Annotated in this window: 20 protein-coding genes; 10 read left to right on the top strand and 10 right to left on the bottom strand. The window is 55.6% G+C overall.

The genetic code is table 11. The features are described 5' to 3' along the window. The first annotated feature begins 42 nt into the window (after positions 1 to 42). Both CPH65_RS14150 and CPH65_RS14145 read left to right on the top strand, forming a co-directional pair. A complete protein-coding gene (locus tag CPH65_RS14150) occupies positions 43 to 702 on the top strand; it encodes a GDSL-type esterase/lipase family protein (RefSeq protein WP_096174189.1) in 660 nt (219 codons plus the stop codon). A 114-nt stretch (positions 703 to 816) separates the two neighbouring features. Further along, on the top strand, positions 817 to 1,077 hold the full coding sequence (locus tag CPH65_RS14145; RefSeq protein ID WP_096174187.1) for a hypothetical protein: 261 nt from the start codon (positions 817 to 819) through the stop codon (positions 1,075 to 1,077). Between the two features lie 12 nt (positions 1,078 to 1,089). Here CPH65_RS14145 and CPH65_RS14140 read toward each other — a convergent pair whose 3' ends face one another. The 3 genes from CPH65_RS14140 to CPH65_RS14130 form a co-directional block, all read right to left on the bottom strand. After that, positions 1,090 to 1,845 carry a crotonase/enoyl-CoA hydratase family protein gene (locus CPH65_RS14140; RefSeq protein WP_096174185.1) on the bottom strand — a complete coding sequence of 252 codons (756 nt, stop codon included), beginning with the start codon at positions 1,843 to 1,845 and terminating at the stop codon, positions 1,090 to 1,092. 145 nt (positions 1,846 to 1,990) lie between these two features. Beyond that, positions 1,991 to 2,227: an exodeoxyribonuclease VII small subunit gene (locus tag CPH65_RS14135; protein ID WP_096174183.1), complete on the bottom strand. Its 237-nt coding sequence runs from the start codon at positions 2,225 to 2,227 to the stop codon at positions 1,991 to 1,993. Between the two features lie 257 nt (positions 2,228 to 2,484). Beyond that, a complete protein-coding gene (locus CPH65_RS14130; RefSeq protein ID WP_096174181.1) occupies positions 2,485 to 3,420 on the bottom strand; it encodes a histone deacetylase family protein in 936 nt (311 codons plus the stop codon). A 365-nt stretch (positions 3,421 to 3,785) separates the two neighbouring features. On the opposite strand from CPH65_RS14130, the gene CPH65_RS14125 reads away from it, so the two are divergent. From CPH65_RS14125 to CPH65_RS14110, 4 genes are all read left to right on the top strand, one after another. Further along, the gene (locus CPH65_RS14125) at positions 3,786 to 4,280 is read left to right on the top strand and encodes a DUF805 domain-containing protein (RefSeq protein ID WP_096174178.1); all 495 of its coding nucleotides are present in this window, start codon (positions 3,786 to 3,788) and stop codon (positions 4,278 to 4,280) included. Between the two features lie 242 nt (positions 4,281 to 4,522). After that, complete coding sequence (locus CPH65_RS14120) at positions 4,523 to 5,020, top strand: twin-arginine translocation pathway signal (protein ID WP_096174176.1); 498 nt, start codon at positions 4,523 to 4,525, stop codon at positions 5,018 to 5,020. An 8-nt stretch (positions 5,021 to 5,028) separates the two neighbouring features. Beyond that, complete coding sequence (locus CPH65_RS14115) at positions 5,029 to 5,661, top strand: ferric reductase-like transmembrane domain-containing protein (protein ID WP_096174173.1); 633 nt, start codon at positions 5,029 to 5,031, stop codon at positions 5,659 to 5,661. A gap of 95 nt (positions 5,662 to 5,756) precedes the next feature. Then, positions 5,757 to 6,194 carry a DUF805 domain-containing protein gene (locus tag CPH65_RS14110; protein ID WP_157747699.1) on the top strand — a complete coding sequence of 146 codons (438 nt, stop codon included), beginning with the start codon at positions 5,757 to 5,759 and terminating at the stop codon, positions 6,192 to 6,194. A 105-nt stretch (positions 6,195 to 6,299) separates the two neighbouring features. Here the strand turns inward: CPH65_RS14110 and nadC are convergent, their stop codons facing one another. The 3 genes from nadC to nadA all read right to left on the bottom strand — a co-directional run bounded on the left by nadC (position 6,300) and on the right by nadA (position 10,172). After that, entirely contained in the window at positions 6,300 to 7,193 is an 894-nt protein-coding gene (nadC, locus tag CPH65_RS14105) for a carboxylating nicotinate-nucleotide diphosphorylase (RefSeq protein ID WP_096174167.1), read from the bottom strand. A gap of 90 nt (positions 7,194 to 7,283) precedes the next feature. Continuing rightward, on the bottom strand, positions 7,284 to 8,927 hold the full coding sequence (locus CPH65_RS14100) for an L-aspartate oxidase (RefSeq protein ID WP_096174165.1): 1,644 nt from the start codon (positions 8,925 to 8,927) through the stop codon (positions 7,284 to 7,286). 165 nt (positions 8,928 to 9,092) lie between these two features. Next, complete coding sequence (nadA, locus tag CPH65_RS14095) at positions 9,093 to 10,172, bottom strand: quinolinate synthase NadA (RefSeq protein ID WP_096174162.1); 1,080 nt, start codon at positions 10,170 to 10,172, stop codon at positions 9,093 to 9,095. A gap of 888 nt (positions 10,173 to 11,060) precedes the next feature. Between nadA and CPH65_RS14090 the strand changes: the two genes are divergently transcribed. Beyond that, positions 11,061 to 12,281 carry an MFS transporter gene (locus CPH65_RS14090; RefSeq protein ID WP_096174159.1) on the top strand — a complete coding sequence of 407 codons (1,221 nt, stop codon included), beginning with the start codon at positions 11,061 to 11,063 and terminating at the stop codon, positions 12,279 to 12,281. 37 nt (positions 12,282 to 12,318) lie between these two features. On the opposite strand, the gene CPH65_RS14085 is transcribed toward CPH65_RS14090, so the two are convergent. After that, positions 12,319 to 12,729 (bottom strand): RT0821/Lpp0805 family surface protein, encoded by a 411-nt coding sequence (locus CPH65_RS14085; protein ID WP_096174157.1) that lies wholly within the window; start codon positions 12,727 to 12,729, stop codon positions 12,319 to 12,321. A gap of 146 nt (positions 12,730 to 12,875) precedes the next feature. On the opposite strand from CPH65_RS14085, the gene pdxH reads away from it, so the two are divergent. Next, a complete protein-coding gene (gene pdxH / locus CPH65_RS14080) occupies positions 12,876 to 13,472 on the top strand; it encodes a pyridoxamine 5'-phosphate oxidase (RefSeq protein WP_096174155.1) in 597 nt (198 codons plus the stop codon). 247 nt (positions 13,473 to 13,719) lie between these two features. Beyond that, a complete protein-coding gene (locus tag CPH65_RS14075; RefSeq protein WP_096174153.1) occupies positions 13,720 to 14,343 on the top strand; it encodes a LysE/ArgO family amino acid transporter in 624 nt (207 codons plus the stop codon). A gap of 258 nt (positions 14,344 to 14,601) precedes the next feature. Here CPH65_RS14075 and CPH65_RS23935 read toward each other — a convergent pair whose 3' ends face one another. Together CPH65_RS23935 and CPH65_RS14070 are read right to left on the bottom strand one after the other, a co-directional pair. Further along, on the bottom strand, positions 14,602 to 14,784 hold the full coding sequence (locus tag CPH65_RS23935; protein ID WP_172891524.1) for a hypothetical protein: 183 nt from the start codon (positions 14,782 to 14,784) through the stop codon (positions 14,602 to 14,604). A gap of 564 nt (positions 14,785 to 15,348) precedes the next feature. Then, the gene (locus tag CPH65_RS14070; RefSeq protein WP_096174151.1) at positions 15,349 to 16,341 is read right to left on the bottom strand and encodes an MDR family oxidoreductase; all 993 of its coding nucleotides are present in this window, start codon (positions 16,339 to 16,341) and stop codon (positions 15,349 to 15,351) included. 325 nt (positions 16,342 to 16,666) lie between these two features. On the opposite strand from CPH65_RS14070, the gene CPH65_RS14065 reads away from it, so the two are divergent. Beyond that, positions 16,667 to 17,395: a hypothetical protein gene (locus CPH65_RS14065; RefSeq protein ID WP_096174148.1), complete on the top strand. Its 729-nt coding sequence runs from the start codon at positions 16,667 to 16,669 to the stop codon at positions 17,393 to 17,395. Positions 17,396 to 17,434: 39 nt separating this feature from the next. On the opposite strand, the gene CPH65_RS14060 is transcribed toward CPH65_RS14065, so the two are convergent. Beyond that, the gene (locus CPH65_RS14060) at positions 17,435 to 18,058 is read right to left on the bottom strand and encodes a class I SAM-dependent methyltransferase (RefSeq protein WP_157747695.1); all 624 of its coding nucleotides are present in this window, start codon (positions 18,056 to 18,058) and stop codon (positions 17,435 to 17,437) included. Positions 18,059 to 18,374 lie beyond the last annotated feature (316 nt).

Below are 18,374 nucleotides of genomic sequence, written 5' to 3'. Positions count from 1 at the left end.
ACACCGAACAGTCAGGATCCATTGAGGCGATAGAAAAAGACTATGCGGCAAATTTGCTTTATCGGAGCATCCACCGTCGAAGGCATGGGTGACGAGGCCGGTCTTGGCTGGCCGGGGCGACTGTGGCGATCGCATCGTGACACGCTAAACGCCTTCGTTTTGTACAATCTGGGCATTCGCGGTCAGACACTTGGCCAGATCCGCAAGCGGGCACGAGCAGAGTGCGAGCCCCGGCTCCAGGGGACGATGGGTCCGTTGATCGTGCTGGGCACCGGTGCCAATGATCTTTCACGTTTCATCGATGGCGATTATCGCGGCAAAATGCGGACGCCCTACCGTGCCCTTGATCGCAATTTTCGTATGCTCATCGACAACCTGACAGATCTCGCCCCCGTGATGGTGGTTGGGCCTGCGCCTGTTGATGAAGCACGCGTTCGCCTGCATCCGGCCAATCAGATGATGTTCGAGTTCCGCAACGAGGATATCGAGACCGGGAGCCTCCTCTATCGCGACATCTGCGATGACCTTCAGATCCCCTATTTCGATCTTTATACGGCTCTGGTCGACAATGCCGACTATCTCAGCGCTCTGGCCGAGGGCGATGGCCTCCATCCGACCGGGGCTGGCTATCAGGCTGTGGCTGATGCCGTTGCCAACTGGGTCGGCTGGCAAAAGACGCTGTCCGAAGGGTGGGTCAAATAAAACTCGCTCTTGGCCTATTGATGGTTGCCATGTGCGGTGAAGTTGCCTACATCAGCCCAGATCAAAGTCCCAAGTGAAGACCATTCACCCACACCGCCAGCCAAGGAGCCCGCAATGCAAAATCTTCCCGCTCTCTTCCAGATCGGCAGCTATGAGATGATCGTGGTTCAGGTGTTGTTCCTGGCAGGTGTCATCGGTGCCATCACGGCGAAGGCCAAGGGACGATCCGGATTTGTCTGGTTTGTCCTCAGCGTGGTGAGCTGTGGCGCGGGCATACTTGTCGTGCTCTTCCTGCCGGTGGTCAAGAATGAAAAGACCGGACCGGCAGAGACTGAAACGAAATCCGATATGAAAACCGGGTCTCGCGAAGACTAGCCCGACGCTCTGCTATTTGCGATTGAAAAACGCGGCGAAAGCCGCTTGCGCCTCGGCCGACTGGAGCTGTTGGGCAAAGCTTTGTGCCTCGTCTCTGATGCGCTGTTTGACGTCTTCCACTGATGCCTTTCGCATCAGGTCACGCGCCATGCGCATGGCGCCAATCGGTTTGGCCGCGATCCTGCTGGCCGCTTGCATGGTGACCGGCTCCAGCTCGTCAGAATGCGTAACCTTATTGATCACACCCGCTTTTTCAAAGCTTTGAGCGTCGAACGCCTCGCCAATGCACAATAGCTCAAAGGCTTTGGGATGCCCCATGATACGCGGGGCAAGGAGAGAGCTTGCGGCTTCAGGCACCAATGCAAGATCGGTGAAGGGCGTCTTGAAGAGCGCGCGGTCCGAGGCCACAACATAATCGCAGTGGAACAGCATTGTGACGCCCACACCGATGGCGAGCCCGTCCACGCCAGCAACAATTGGCTTTTCGGCCTCAGCGAGCGTATCCAGAAATGCAATGATCGACTCGCCGAGGCCCCCTTCTCTCGCCATGTTCGCGAATTCACCAATGTCGTTGCCCGCGCTGAAAGCGCCCGGCACGCCGAGCAGGACCGAGGCGCGCGTGTCCGGATCTTCATTCGCCTTGGTCAGAGCCTCAGCGATGGCATCATACATGGGGATCGTGAGGGCATTTTTCTTCTCGGGCCGATCCATTCGGATCACGCGAACGCCGTCGTTGATGGACACTTTGACATGATCACAGGCAGACATGATTTCCTCTTCGCTTTGCGCTCACTCTCCACTTAACGTAAAGGGAAATGCAAACTCAGACAAGTTGAATTGCACGAAGCAGACGCTTCATGCTCCTAGACCATGGCATCAGGGGTATGGTGTCAAGTTCGGAAAAGACCGATGATCAATCCACGTCGAGCGGTTCGGTGCCCATGGCTTGCCCCTCAGCCGACAGACGGATTTTCTCCACCTTTTCCTCGGCCTTTTTGAGAAGAGCGTCGCAGTGGCTTTTGAGCGCCTGTCCCCGCTCATAGGCTTCGATCGACTTTTCCAGCTCCACGTCGCCGCGTTCAAGGCGTTGAACGATCTGTTCAAGTTCCGCAAGAGCCGCTTCGAAGGTGAGGTCGGACAGATCAGTCATTGGGGCGCAGGTCCTTTTGCTTATTTTGGATGTGGATTGATGAGCGCCCCCGAGTGAGGGCAAGTCAGCAAGGGCATCCATGAAAATCGTATCTCAGAATCGCGTCGTTTCAGAGATTTGGCCTTTTCTTTTATTGCATGGAAAGGGTGCTTTGCAAATGCCTCTGCTTCTATCGCTATGTTCATCCTCATCCGTCTTGTGCGCGAGCACGCACGCTCTCAGCCACACGGCCAATAGTGCTTAAAAGCCCTCCCCTTCTAGCCATGCATCAACCGGTCAACATGAACCGCCACCGACCGGGCAAGGGCCGTGAGATCATAACCGCCCTCGAGCAGGGAGACGATCCGATTGTCACAGCATTTGTCGGCAACATCCATGAGCTTGCCGGTCATCCAGGAGAAATCGGCCTCGGTACAAGTCAGATCCCCCAAAGGATCGCGAATATGTGCATCAAAGCCTGCGGAAATGATCACCAGATCGGGATTGAAATCATAGAGTTCGGGTAGCAGGCGCGCTTCGAACGCCTCGCGTATCTTGTCGGAACCGTCGCCGATGCCCAAGGGAGCATTGACGATGTTGCCCATGTCATCCTTGCCCGCTTCGTTCAAAGCCCCCGTGCCGGGATAGAGTGGCATCTGGTGGGTTGAACAATACATGACGCTCGGATCATCCCAGAAGATATCCTGTGTGCCATTGCCATGATGCAGATCCCAATCGATGATGGCGATCTTTTCCGCACCATATTTGGACTGGGCATAGCGAGCGGCAACCGCTGCATTGTTGAAGAAACAAAAGCCCATGGCCTTATTGATCTCAGCATGGTGGCCCGGCGGACGGATACCGCAGAAGGCATTGTTCACCAGCCCTTGCATAACCTCGTCGACCGCTTGCGTCGAAGCGCCGATTGCATAGAGTGCGGCGTCGAACGTGTCCGGGGACAGCGTCGTATCCCCATCGATGGCCACCAGCCCTTCTTCGGGGGTCAGAGTTTCGAGCTGGTCGACCAATTCGGTCGGGTGGCATCGCATGATATCCTCGCGACTGCCCATGCGGGCCTCCTCGCGGGGCAGAAAATGGAACTTCTCGTGTTCGAGTGCCATATTAACTGCCCGCATGCGATCCGGGCGCTCCGGATGCCCTTCCGGTGTCTTGTGTTTGAGGAAGGCTGGGTGGGTGATGTAAACGCTGGTCAAAGGCCGGATGCTCCTCCATGGAGTGCAGCGCCTTATTTTATGGCGGGCGACTCCCTTATCCGTGTAGGTGTAACACCTCATCCAACGATCCGGATGGTTGCAAGTCAATGCAACATTCGAGGCAGAGAGGATCACTCTGTCATGGCGTGGCCCTCCTCATGGCATTTTCTCCCCCTGATGCCCTTGGAACGGTCGATGCGTTTGGGTCACGCCTGTGTATGTTAACCATGTTGCCCCAAAAGCATGTGTTCACGATTGATTAACCATAATCCCTTTCCTAGACTGCGCACGGACGATCGTAGCTGGATCGCCCTTCACGGCCTTGTGGAGGGGTTCGGGCTTGGCTGCCTGACAGGAGACGGTGCATGTTCGCACTCTATGGAAAACTCTATTCGATCCTGAAGCGCTCCTTTAGCTTTTCCGGCCGCAGCCCACGCAAGGACTTCTGGTTTTTCTTTGTTGTCTATGCCCTGCTCTATTTCGCCGCTCTCGGAGCCGATGTGAGCTATTATCGTATGACGGAGCCCACCGGTATTTTTCTGACCCTGCAAACGCTTTTCGGCGGCAGGGAGCCATTTGTCTGGCTGCACCTGATCCTTCTGTCTCCGGCCATGCTTGCGGTAATGATCCGCCGCCTGCATGATCGCGGGCGCAGTGGATGGTGGAGCCTTGTCTATCTGGTGCCGTTGCTTGGCCTTGTTCCAATGGTCGCAATGTTGGCCCGAAAGGGGCAGGACGGGTTCAACCGCTTCGGGGCCAATCCCCTCAGCGTTGCCCAGATTGAGGCCGCGGACCGACTCTCGCAGAGACCGAACGGCGACGCTCCTGCCGCATCCGGCCAATATGCAGCGGCTGAATAGCCCGGAACCATCCATCTCGTCCCTCTTTGCTCTCCACTGCATCCTCGGGGCCTTTGCCCCTTGTCAAACCAGACACCGAGAACACAGTCTGCGAACCGTGTTCACGAAGCTTTGACTGTCATTTCTGGTCTTTTGTTCCATTCCAGCCGTAGGAAGGGGAGCAAACATGATAGGATTTGCTCGATTGACCACCAGCTCAACCGGCCCTGCTGGCTATCGAGCGAAAGATAGGAGAGTCTTGCATGCCACCAGTTCTGTTCACTCGCCGATCCTTGCTTGTCGCAGGCAGCACCGCCCTTGCTGCGGGCGTATCAGGTCCACTTTTCCGCACGGTTCCGGCAGAAGCCCGAAGTTTGGACCCCACCCCATCGATGCGGAGCGGAGCCAACAACTACATACCCGGCGCTCCGATCGTCGAGCGCATTGGCGCGGGGGGCTTCATGATGACGGGAACCGTTCGCAGAGCGGGAGACGGAACACCGCTCGCCGGTCAACGCATCCAAATCTGGGCCCACACGACCGAGGGCTATGAGAGCGATCCAGAGAGCCACGGTGCAACGCTAACCGATAAAAACGGAAACTTTCGTCTCGAAATGCCGCAGATCGTTCCCGCTTTTGGCCAGCCTCATGGACATCTGGCCTATGACAGCGGGGACTTCGAAACGGTATTCCTTCGCCCTGTCATGGCGAGCTCCAGAGACACGAACCTCAGCGCTCATTTCGTTCTGAAGCCCGTCTGATCGCACCGATGTTCAAGCCCTCAAGCAGGACACGTGCCCTGCTCATCTGGATCGGCCTCCTTGCTGTCATTCTCGTTCCGCTCATTGCATCGGCCATGAGCCCTTTGCTGGCGTGGCGAAGACCTGCCTATATCATCGCGGGATTTTCCGGCGTGATTGCTATGTGCCTCTTGCTGCTTCAGCCGCTGCTGGCTGGTGGCTTACTTCCCGGGCTGTCCCTACTGCGAGCAAGGCGGGTTCACCTCTGGACCGGCATAGCCCTTGTCGGTGCGGTTCTGGTTCATGTCGGAGGACTTTGGATCACCAGCCCGCCCGACGCGATCGATGCGCTTTTGTTGAGGGCTCCGACCGCCTTTTCCTATTGGGGTGTCGTCGCAATGTGGGCGCTCTTTATCGCCGCCCTGTTGGTTGCCCTCAAGCCCCGCCTGCCTCTGCGGCTACCGACGTGGCGCCTGCTGCATAGGGCACTTGCTGTCGTGATCGTCATCGGCAGCGTGATTCATGCCTGGCTGATTGAGGGGACCATGGAACCCGTTTCAAAAGCTGTCCTTTGTCTTTTGACATTGGCAGCAACGATCAAAGCCGTCGCGGCCCTGCGTATTTGGAGGCGTCCCGGACGTGGAAAGAAAGCCCGGCAATAGAGCCAACGGGCAACCGTCGATTAACCAAACATTTGACTTTGCTTCCTATAGTGCCATGACAACCAATGGTGTCGATTAGTGTTGGAGTTCGACCGATGAACATCTTTGACTCTGTCCGGTCAGCCTTGTCGCAATATACCGGATTCAAGGGGCGCGCCTGCCGTTCGGAATTTTGGTGGTGGCAGCTTTTTTCCTTTATGGTTCTGGTGTCTGCTGCCCAGTTTGACACCATGTTTCTCAACGTGGTCAATCTGTTTGCATCGACACCACAATCCAGTGAAGGCCCGTTCCAGATGATCTGGCTGATCGGGACAGCGGTCCCGTCACTCAGCCTTTGCGTGCGCCGCCTGCATGATATCGACAGGCGCGGCTGGTGGGTTTTCATCGTTCTGGTCCCGGTTTTCGGCTTTCTCTATCTGCTTTATCAATGCACGAAACAGGGCAGCCGCTCCTTCAACCGGTTTGGCGACAATCCGCTGGGCAATCGCCGGCCCGCCTCGCATGCTCGCGAGTTCATGCCCCAATTCGGTTAGGCGTTCCGGGCCTTGTTGGCCCGGCGGTCGATACAAAAAGCCCCCGAACCTGACGTGCAGGCCGGGGGCTTTTTCTTGTCGATATCCAGAGCGCTCGTTTCGTGATCAGCTCACGGAGATATCCAGTCCGAGATCGAAGTTCGGCGCGGAGTGGGTGATGTATCCTGCGGAAATGTAATCAACACCGGTTTGGGCAACGGCGCGGATGGTTTCCGGGCTGACGCCGCCGGACGCCTCGGAAACGATATCGGTTCCATCCATCAAAGACAGGGCCTCACGCAATTTGTCCGGTCCCATGTTGTCGAGCATGATGACGTCGGGCTTGTTGGAAATCGCTTCCTTGAGCTGCTCGATCGTATCCACTTCAACTTCGATCTTGACCAGATGGCCGATATATTCGCGCGCACGCCGGATGGCTTCTGTTACAGAACCGGCAACCGCTATGTGATTGTCCTTGATCAGGATCGCGTCGTCCAGACCAAAGCGATGGTTGGAACCGCCACCACATTTGACCGCATATTTCTCAAAGGCCCGAAGCCCAGGCGTGGTCTTGCGTGTGCAGGTGACCTTGGCTTTCGTGCCCTCGGTCAAAACAACCATCTGATGGGTTGCCGTTGCAATGCCGGACATGCGCCCCATGAAGTTCAGCGCAATGCGTTCCGCTGAGAGCACAAGACGAGCCGGGCCAAAGATGCGGGCGACAACGTCTCCCTTGCGGACTTCGGTGCCGTCTTCCATCTGGGGCAAAAAGGTCACGATCTCGCCATGCCATTTGCCGATCTGACGAAACGCGCTGTCCGCAAGCGGAATGCCGGAGATGACCCCCTCGTCGCGAGCGGCAATGACGGCCTTGGCGTGTGCAGTCTCGGGAATGGTTGACAGCGTGGTAATGTCTCCAGCGAGACCCAGATCCTCTTTCAGTGCGGCCAGCACCGCCTCGTCGATAATTGGCTGAGGCAGATAGAGCTTGTTTGCGGAAAAGGTAGTCGCTTCGCTCATGGGCGAGATGTCCTCTTGGTCGACAGTTGATCGATAGATTGAATGGTTACGTGTGTTCGGTCTTGGCGGCAAGTCCAGCTTTCGTAAAGACTAGATCAGATCCGGTTCTTCTTCTCTTGCCTCATCCTTCAAAATGTCGGCCATGACAGCCTCTGCCTGTTTGAGCGTGATGTAGGTGCGCTTTTTCCAATCAGGAGAAGGGGTAGGATAGTCCGTGCGGTAATGGCCACCCCGACTTTCGGTGCGCAAGAAGGCAGCGACCGTGATCAGCTTGCTCGTGATAATCTGGTTCCGGAAGCTCTCGGAAATGATCTTTCTTTCAAGCTTGGCAATGATGCGAAGTGCCCTCTTCAGCCCTTCAGCGTCGCGCTCGACGCCGACATACCGGCTCATGGCCTTGCGCAGCTTCTTGATATCCTTCTTGGGCTGGCTGGCCTTGGGCAACTGTGCGTCGTTGGCGATCGGTTCGAGAACCCGGATTTGCGGAGCGTGAAACTGGCCCTTGATGTCATCGGCGACGAGGGACGCGAAAACAACGGCTTCCAACAGGGAGTTGGAAGCCAGACGGTTGGCGCCATGCGCGCCGGTCGATGTCACCTCTCCTGCGGCCCACAGGCCATCAAGAGATGTGCGCCCTTTCGCGTCCGTGAGGATGCCCCCCATGTGATAGTGCGCGGCTGGCGCGATCGGGAGTGGTTGGGTGACCGGATCGATGCCCGCATCCTGCGCGTGGCCATAAACGGTGGGGAATTCCTCAGCAAAGCCCTCGCCGATGGCTTCCCGGCAATCGAGAAAGGCCCCATGGCCCTCTTCAACCTGGCGATGGATGGCACGGGCCACAATATCGCGCGGAGCCAATTCTGCGTCCTTGTGCTCGGACAGCATGAACCGTTCCCCTGCCGCATTGATCAGGTGCGCGCCATGACCGCGCAGGGCCTCGGTTGCCAGTGGTGCTGGATCCTTGCCCACATCAAGCGCGGTGGGATGAAACTGCATGAATTCGGGATCGGCGATGATTGCACCAGCGCGCGCCGCCATGGCGACGCCATCGCCGTTGGCTTCGGGTGGATTGGTCGTGACCCGGTAAAGATGACCGGTGCCGCCAGACGCCAGAACCACAGCCCGCGCCGGAAACAGCACCGTGCTAATGCTCTCACCGTCGCCCTGTTGTCCCGTGCGTTTGCGCGCGATCACGCCGGACACGTAACGGCCATTCATTTGCAGGCTTTCAGCCTGATAGCCCGACACGACGCGGATTGACGGTATTTCGACAACGCGCCGGATCAGCGCCTCCATGATCGCAAAGCCAGCCTTGTCACCCGACACGCGCACGATGCGATCTGCCGAATGCGCCGCCTCGCGGCTCAACTGGAGTTTTCCTTCCAGATTCTTGTCGAACGGCACGCCAACCTCAAGAAGGTCCAGAATACGCTCGGCGGCCTTGGACGTCATGAGCCGTGCGATATCCTCATCGACAATTCCGGCACCGGCTTCGATGGTGTCCGCCAGATGCGAGGCGATGCTGTCCCCTTCGGACACAGCCGCGGCGATCCCCCCTTGCGCCCAAACCGAGGAAGCCCCCTCCCCGATCGGAGCTGCTGAAATCAGGGTCACAGGTCTTGGTGCAAGCTTGTAGGCGCAGAAAAGCCCTGCCAGCCCGCCACCAACGATAATCACATCATCATGTTGCTGCCAGCTTGCAGGGCGGAAATCATCGGGAGCGGAGAATATCATTTTTGGATTTGTCCCTGAAGGGTGAGACAGGCAGACCTGAGAGCAAGAAACCACAGGACGCCTGCGGGAGCAAATGAAAGGGCCCGGCTGTCCATTGCATCAGTTTGTCTTTCTGAGCATTTCGTTTGGACGTCCGGGCCCTTTCCTTTTATCGGTTTATGGCCATTATGATTTGAGATTGATCATACGTTCGACCGCTTGGCGCGCTTTATCCGCGACCATCGGATCCACCGTCACCTCTTCCTGCATGTAGAGCAGGCTGTCGAGGATCTTGGGCAGGGTGATCTTTTTCATGTGCGGGCACAGATTGCAGGGCCGAACGAAATTGACCTCCGGCGCTTCACTGGCCACATTGTCGGCCATAGAGCATTCCGTGATCATCATGACCTTTTCGGGCCGGTTGGTTTTGACCCAGTCGATCATGCCCTTGGTGGAGCCGGAAAAATCGGCCTCATCGACCACTTCGGGCGGGCACTCGGGATGGGCGATAACCTGCACATCCGGCATCGAGCGCCGGTAGGAGCGGATTTCATCGGCGGTGAAGCGCTCATGCACCTCGCAGGAACCGGCATAGGTCAACACTTCCACATCGGTCTGACGCGCAACATTCTTGGCAAGATACTGATCAGGGATCAGAAGCACGCGATCCGTGCCCATGCTTTCAACCACTTGAACAGCATTGGACGAGGTGCAGCAGATATCGCACTCTGCCTTTACGTCAGCGCTGGTGTTGACATAGGTGATGATCGGCACGCCGGGGTAACGCTCACGTAGTTCGCGCACGTCAGCGGCGGTGATCGAGGAGGCCAGCGAACAGCCAGCGGTGCTGTCCGGGATGAGCACGGTTTTCTCGGGGCAGAGGATCTTGGAGGTCTCGGCCATGAAATGCACACCGCACTGGATGATGAGGTCCGCATCCGAGCGGGCCGCCTCGATTGCCAGTTGCAGGCTGTCGCCTCTGAAATCGGACACGCCATGGAAGATTTCCGGGGTCTGGTAATTGTGCGCGAGGATGACCGCACCGCGCTCCTTTTTCAGCCGGTTGATCGCGGCCACATAAGGCGCATGAAAGGGCCATTCCATCGGCGGGATGACATGCTTGACCTGCTCGTAGATCGGGGCGGTCTCGGCGGCAATCTCATCGGTATATTCAAGCTCCGGCATTGGCAGAACGCCCCGTTGCAAAGCAGCCTTGCTCGGCTTGCGGGTGGCGAAGTCGGTTGCGGTTTGTGCAGGCATCATCATGCGACACTTACCTCCTTTGCTAGAGTGCACCCGGCCCGATGGCCCATGGTCATCCGGTCAAACAGGTGCTCGTGTTCAAAGACACTCAGCCCCAGTGTTCGAATTTGCACTGAAGACTCTGGTTGTGTCGTACCATTCGAAACGTCCTTATCAACGTTCCCATTGCTTCCTTGTTCCTTCTTCGCACTCTTTTTGCGCGAAAAAGCAGAGCCTTTGCAAGAACAATCACAAAGGTCTGTTTTGGAGCTGAAATCGAAAGATTTTGACCAACTCCATATTTATGCTCATTTTGAGCATAAGGGGAGACATAAAACGACCAGCTTGGATGCTGGTCCTGTTGCGGATCGTCAAGGATCCCTTGCTTCGATGCTAATGATCCCTTGCTTCGATGCTAATATAGGATCAACCTGTCCACTTTTCCAGACCCTAAGAGCCATCAGGGGATAAAATGCCTTGGCCTATAGGCCCTTGCAAAAAGGTTCATCCGAAGCATGCTTTTAGGCAAGACAAGATGCCGCAGGGCAGAAGAGACGGGCGGAACAAAAGAAAGACCCGTGAACCAGAGGAACACGGGTCAATCCATGAAAAAAAGAAATAAAATCAGGTGCTGAAATCAATACACGAATGTGAAATCCAACGAGAGCTTCTCTGTTAGAGAGACAATATCGCCGTTGCATGTCAGATAGATGACATCTCTCATTGCTGTTGGTTGGCGCCTTAATTGCCTCGTATGTGATCTGACTTGCGCCCTTGACGGTCACACCATTTCGGCCCGTGTCCATCAGCAGATTTGATCATTCCATCAAGAACAATCGCTTTTACTTAGGAATAAACGCCCCTACACTCCGTCGTCCAATGCAGAGCGCCCTTCCCTGAAAGGACCACGACATGAATGCAGAGAGCAAGACACGCCTGCCCTACGGGATGATCATCCTGCTTGGTTGCACCATTGCCGCGCTTGGATTTGGTCCACGAGCAACAATGGGGTTCTTCCTCACACCGGTCACCAATGAGAATGGCTGGAGCCGCGAGATTTTCTCACTCGCCATTGCGATCCAGAATCTTGTCTGGGGTTTGGCACAGCCGTTTGTGGGCATGATCGCTGATCGATTCGGGACTGCGCGCGTTCTTGTCGTGGGCGCCCTTACCTATTCAGCGTCTCTGTTCTGGATGTCCACCGTTCAGGATCCCTCATCTTTTGTGATGAGCGCGGGCGTGCTGATGGGCATTGGTATTGCCGGTTCAGGATTCTTTCTGGTGCTCGCGGCTTTTACCCGTCTGCTGCCGCTTCACATTCGCTCGGTTGCCTTCGGTCTTGGAACGGCTGCGGGCTCGATGGGGCAATTCCTCTTTGCACCGATCAGTCAGGGCTTGATGAATAGCTATGGCTGGCGCGAGACCCTGATGATCATGGGGGTCATCGTGCTGATCGTCCCTCTCATTGCGCCGGTATTCCGCGGCAAACCACAATCAAGCAGCTTGGCCGGTGAACGCGAACAGAGTCTTTTGGAAGCCCTGCGAGAGGCCTTCGGGCACAATTCCTATGTTCTGCTCGTCTTCGGCTTTTTCGTTTGTGGCTGGCACCTTGCCTTCATTACCACCCACCTGCCACCCTTCATTGCTGACTACGGCATTGATGCCAAGTGGGGTGGCTGGGCAATCGCGCTCATTGGCTTGTTCAACATGGTCGGCGCTTTTCTATCAGGGATTCTGGGCCGCAAGATGCCTTTGCGCTACATGCTTAGTTTCATTTATTTCGCTCGCTCGGTGGTGATTGCGATCTTCATCATGATGCCGATTTCAGTGGTATCAATTCTGATGTTTTCCGCAGCCATGGGTCTGTTATGGCTCTCCACCGTACCGCCCACCCAGGGGCTGGTTATCAAGATTTTCGGCACGCGCTACATCGCGACGCTGTTCGGTTTCGTCTTCCTCTCACACCAGATCGGGTCGTTTCTTGGCGTCTGGCTTGGAGGGCTGCTGTATGACATTTACGGCAGCTACGATGTGATCTGGTGGATTTCTGTCGCTCTGGGGCTCTTTGCCGCCCTCATCCACTGGCCTATACGGGAAGAAGCGGTCGAGCGACCGCAACCTTTGGAAGCGTAATCAGCCATGAGATGCAAGCGTCAAGCAGAGTTCGGCCTCAGGCCGTCGTGCCGGACGCGAAGCCAGTAATCTGCCATTCGCCGTTTGGAACGCGACAGATTTCGCCCTGAATATTCTCGACGCCGGTTACCCGATGCATGGAGCTTTTGAAGAAGCGGCATTCCGAACTGAACTGGGAAGGCTGAAGCTTAACCTGGGTAATCCGGCCTTTCGATCCCGTAACCGGATTGTTCCAGTTGCCGGTTGCCTCACCGGATTTGAGGTCTGCCTTGTCGAAGGAGGAAATCTTGGCCAGCAAGATTTCCCAATCGGATCGTTCGATGCCTGCTAGAAGGGCCGTATCCGGCAGAATGGACCCAGTTGTTGTGTGATCCACTGCCAATTCGGAACTGCCAAGACCGATTGAGGCGCAGGCTCCGAGTGAACACGTTACAGCCAGCACCGACATCCGAGCAGACGCTTGCAAAGCGCTGTATATAGATGTTTTGAAACTATGGCCAATCACGACGCTGTCCTTTACTCTGAAAGGGAAATCCTGCAAAACTGCAGGATCCCACCTGTCACACCCTGTCCCATTGTCTGCTAGGAAGGTTAATGTCCAGTAACTTTATTGAGGCAAAGAAACCGCTTTTGCTGTTTTCTGAATGGCTTAAAGATGCGGAAGCCAGCGAACCCAATGATCCCAACGCGATGGCCGTCTCGACGGTAGACGAAAGCGGCATGCCGAATGTGCGCATGGTGCTGCTGAAGGACTATTCCGAAGAGGGCTTCGTTTTCTACACCAACTTCGAAAGCGCCAAGGGCCGGGAACTGCTCGCGTCCAAGAAGGTAGCCCTGCTGTTTCACTGGAAAAGCCTGAGGCGTCAGATAAGGATCCGCGGAAATGTCGAGGTTGTCTCTACGGATGCAGCCGACGATTATTTCTATTCGCGTCCGCGTGGCAGCCGCATCGGTGCGTGGGCATCGAAACAATCCCGTCCACTTGAAAGCCGCTTTGCCCTAGAGAAGGCAGTGGCGGAATATACGGCCAAATTCAATATCGGCAAGGTGCCACGCCCGGACTACTGGTCGGGCTTTCTGGTTCGCCCCACCGAGATTGAATTCTGGCACGACCGACCTTTCCGTCTGCATGACCGGGTGGTCTTCAAGGGTGTCGAAGGTGGTTGGGAAAAGACCCAGCTTTATCCCTGATTGTCGCAAGGGCTTTATCTGAGGCGTTGGGCCTGCTGGCTGAGCTTGAGCTGGTTGCCAGGCCCAACTGTTTGTTCACTCCCTCCGTGCTCGTCGATCCTGAGCCGCCCGGACCGCCCATTGATCGTTCGGCACAACACTTTGCTCTCACAATAGGCGGCAATGGCGCATTGACATCGTGCGCCAGTTGCTTAGAAAGAGCAGTCCCTCCACTGCCCTCTCTTTCCAATTTTTGAGGCTTTTCTTCATGTCATTTTCAGAGGTTTTCGCACCCCTGTTGCAGGGCTTCTTTCTTGGTGCCTCGCTGATCATTGCCATCGGCGCGCAAAATGCCTTTGTGCTGCGGCTTGGTCTTCAACGCCAACATGTCTTGCCGGTGGTTCTTGTCTGCGCCTTTTCTGACGCTTTGCTGATTGCGGCAGGGGTTGCTGGTATGGGTGCACTGGTGCAGCAATCACCCATCCTGCTCACGATCATCACGTGGGCCGGGTTTGCCTTCCTGATGGGATATGGATTGCAAGCGTTCCGGCGCGCCCTGAAGTCTGAAGAATTGCAAGTTGGCAGCGGCGGCGCGGTGAGCCTCAAACGTGCCATACTGACCGTGCTTGCTTTCACCTATCTCAACCCGCATGTCTATCTCGATACGGTGTTGCTGGTGGGAAGCCTGTCGGCGCAATGGCCGCGTGCCCAACAGGGCGTGTTTGCCATTGGTGCGATACTGGCGAGCTTCGTCTGGTTCTTCGCGCTTGGCTATGGGGCCCGTATTCTCACGCCGCTGTTTGAAAAGCCGATTGCGTGGCGCATTCTGGATTTCACCATCGGGGCCGTGATGTGGCTTCTCGCCCTGTCGTTGCTGGGCAATGTGCTTTGATCTAGACGCATCAGAGTGCTGCGTTTGGCGCTCCCAAACAAAAAAGCGCATGTCCCGCGGACATGCGCTTTTTTCATGCTGAACTTTTTATCAATCCAGCAGCAGATCAGTGCATACTCGACTGTGCTGCAGTGGCATCAAATGCCAGCTGCCCCGGAGTGGCAACCGAATTGGCTCCCTTGCGTCGCAAGCAGGAGATGGCCACTCTCCTGTTCCTGTCTTTTACCATCAATTGACGGTGTCGAGCAGGAACAGTGATCAATAGTCTTCTACATGCGGATCATAGTCGGCGTGTTTTTTTTGCTGATGCGACCGTTTCACGCAACAAGCAGCAGCAATCGCTTCGATGCCGATCTCATGATATTCTTTTTCAAGCAGGTCTTGGGATGCTGGTGCACTTTTAGATTGTTCAGACATGGCTCTACTCTCTTTTTTTGCCATTGTTGGTTTCATCTATTGATTGCAGTTTAACGCCAAGCCTTCGGCAAAAGTATGATTTACGCCGGAACTTCCGAGCTATCCCCTGAAATCTTGAAGTTGGTCTGCATCGCTTTCAAATGGTCCGCATTGCAGCAATGCAGAAACTTCATTGCTGTTTGAGGTCCATTTTCACGTAATATATATTAATATTTTCCTACTGATGGCAAGTTTAGTTTCTAAATAGCCACAAATTCTTTCCATAAATTTCTTGTTGACAAGCATCTTCAATCCTGACGTTCGTAGCGTGCTAGACGTCAACCCACTCGCAAAAGTGGCCGAAAGTATGCTCTGCGTTTTCTGCATAGCCGATATTACACACGCTCTTGGCTCGCCATAAGGCTAGCACCCAGTGCGCCGCGAGACTCAAAAAGCTCGCCTTTAGGCGAGGAAAGCTGAGGTGCGTGATCCACAATCACGCGGTAACTGATACGATTATGACATCGCGATGATAGTCAGACAAAAAAAGAGGGCCGGAGATCCGGCCCTCAATGCAGCTATCGTTTAGGTGAAATTCGTTCGCGATGATCAGCCGTTGATGTCGATAATCACTCGACCGCGAATATTACCGGCAATGATGTCTTCTGCCGACTTGATGATATCGTCAAAACCGATGGTCTTGGTGAGGCTATCAAGTTTTGCTGTGTCGAGATCACTTGCCAGGCGCTGCCAGGCTTCGACGCGTTTCTCTTTGGCTGCCATCACCGAGTCGATGCCGAGCAGGCTGACACCGCGCAGGATGAAGGGCATCACTGTGGAAGGAAGATCGAACCCTTGCGCAAGGCCACAAGCGGATACCGCGCCACCATACTGGGTTTGAGCAAGCACATTGGCAAGCGTCTGGCTACCAACGGAATCCACCGCACCAGCCCAGCGTTCCTTACCCAAAGGACGGCCAGCTTCAGACAGTTCGTTCCGGTCGATCAGTTCAGCGGCTCCGAGGCCCTTGAGATAGTCGCCTTCGCTCATCCGGCCAGTCGAGGCAATGACATGAAAGCCCAGCTTGGAAAGAAGAGAGATGGCAACAGAGCCAACACCACCGGCAGCACCGGTGACAAGCACAGGGCCCTTGTCCGGGGTGACGCCAGCTTTTTCAAGCGCCATGACGCACAGCATAGCCGTATAGCCGGCCGTACCAATGCCCATGCACTGAGCAGGGGTCAGGCCTTCAGGCTTATGAATGAGCCAATCTGACTTCACGCGCGCAACTTCGCTGAAAGCCCCCATGTGGGTTTCACCGACACCCCAGCCATTAAGGATGACCGCATCGCCAACCTTGAATTCCGCATTGTCCGAGGCGATGACTTCCCCTGCCATATCAATGCCCGGAACCATTGGCCAGCGGCGAACTACGGGGCTCTTGCCGGTGATCGCCAGTCCATCCTTGTAGTTGACCGTCGAGTGGCTCACCTTGACCGTAACATCCCCTTCCATGAGATCAGCCTCGGTCAGGTGTTTCACCGCCACACTCTGCTTCTTCTGATCATCCCGATCGATTACGATGGCTTTGAAGTCATCCATGCTGTGGTCTCTCCTATAGAGTTTTTTTGTTGCTTGCTCACAATGGCCCGACATCATCTTAGTGTGACTGAACCGATTGCCTCGTGTTGGCATCTATGATGCCGGAAAAATTGGTCTCACATGTGGCAGATATGGAACCCATGCGCCAGAGACAGTCCTGAAAAGCCGTTATGCGGCTGGCTCAAAGCAAAATGCGCACTCAGAACACCTACCACATGTTGTTATTCGGCGCTCTTAAACCATAGCCGTTGATTTTCTCCCGTATTTTTGGCTCAATATAGACAGGAAATGGATTTCATCGAACGATTCTCCGGAAGCAAGTCGAATGATTTATGACAGTCCATCAGACCCTGCGTTAACCGACTGGCTGACCATTGGTGAGTTTGAGGAGCTCTTTTGGGAAGAGAGCATACGAATCCAGAACCATGATCGGGCCTTGGTGAACGAGAGGCCCAGCTTCGTTCAGCAGCATCCTTCAACATCTCATATCGGACCGGGAGCCAAGCATGTCGATGAGTGGCTCCCGCTTTTGCTTTTCGGCAAGCATTATGTCGGTGACCTCAGAAACTGGGACACCACGATCGAGGTTTGCGCCACGCGCACGGGCAGCGGCGACCCAAAGACGATCAATGGCTGCAGCTTCGATGCGATGTATCGCATAGCCTCGAACCAGCCTCACATCACACCGGATCGGGCGGGCTATGTCGAAATCACGCGCGCGATGAATCCCCGGCAAGGCGCCGCCCTTGTCAGGCGCGACAGGGAAATGTCGCGCATCGGTCAGATGATGGACACGAACTGGCATTTCGGCTACGGGGTGCGAGAGGTTGAGCAAGAGGTGTTGCGGGCGGTGTTGCGCAAGGCCGCAAAAAGGTATGAACCCAACACGGCCCTTCTGATCTGGCTGCGCGAGGATCCCCCCAACATCGCCAAACGGTTGAAAGAAACGCGCTTTGTCGAGCATGTCGTCCGTGCTTCGAACGGGATTTTCGCCAACATCTGCGTCGTGGGCATCAAAACCGGTGTCATATGGATCGTCGGAGACGGAATCTAGAGTGCCGCCTCTGTCCTCTCCTGGCCGGAGAGCCCGATTTCAAAGCACTTCGAGTATGAGAATTTTGCAATAGGATTGCTCGCTACCGATATAGAGCTCCGTTCTCACTTCGCGCAGATCAATCCGCCCCGCATTATCCATATCAAGCACCAATTGACCAAAGTTCGTTTCGTTCCAGTAGCTATCACGGACGGTGACGCAGACGATCCCGCCCTTGCGTGTGATGCGCACAAGTTCCTTGATGGCTTCCGGGTGAATGTGTGATGCGGTGAAGGTGCCAGCACATGTGACGATATCATATGTCCCGTCCTTGACGCTCAAGGGCAGGTTCAGATCGATCTGATAGAGATCGCTGTAGACACCTTTGTTCTTTGCCTCGTCCAGCATGCTTTGGGAATAATCCGCGCCATCGATTGTCTTGAACCCGCTTTTGGCGAGCTCCTGCCCGACCAACCCGGTGCCACACCCTGCATCAAGGATCTTTGCGCCTTTGTCCCGATAGGCGGTCTTGACCAGTTGCGCGACACGCTCGGGCGCTTGGTAGCCCCAGTCCTCAATGAGATCCTGATCATAGCTGGCGGCCCAATCCTGATAGAGGCCCATCAATTCGTCTGTCGTTTCGGCTTTCAAAGCCCGATCATGAATGTCGGTCCGTGTGCCCATGACTTTCCCTCCTTGTCGCTTCGATTGCCTCAACTGGCTTTGGATGACCGTTTCCAACGCGAAGTCGAAGCCCGGCCCCGACACCAAATGGATTGGTGTCTGACGGCTTGGAACGAGCATTCCGCACGCACGTAAATGCGCGCAGGTTCACGAAACACAAGCCCCGCCCCACGAGGCGTGGACCGATGTGGAATGCGTTGGCCATCCCTTTAAGCCGACTGGTATTGATTCCATGCTAGGCAATCGCGCGCCTGAACTGAACCGTCTCAGCACGCCAGATTTCCGGATTGTTGATGACTTCTGCCCAAATTTGTCG

It is taken from the genome of Cohaesibacter sp. ES.047 (genome assembly GCF_900215505.1).
Classification (GTDB): Bacteria; Pseudomonadota; Alphaproteobacteria; order Rhizobiales; family Cohaesibacteraceae; genus Cohaesibacter.
This window is presented reverse-complemented; position numbering and strand designations above follow the sequence as displayed.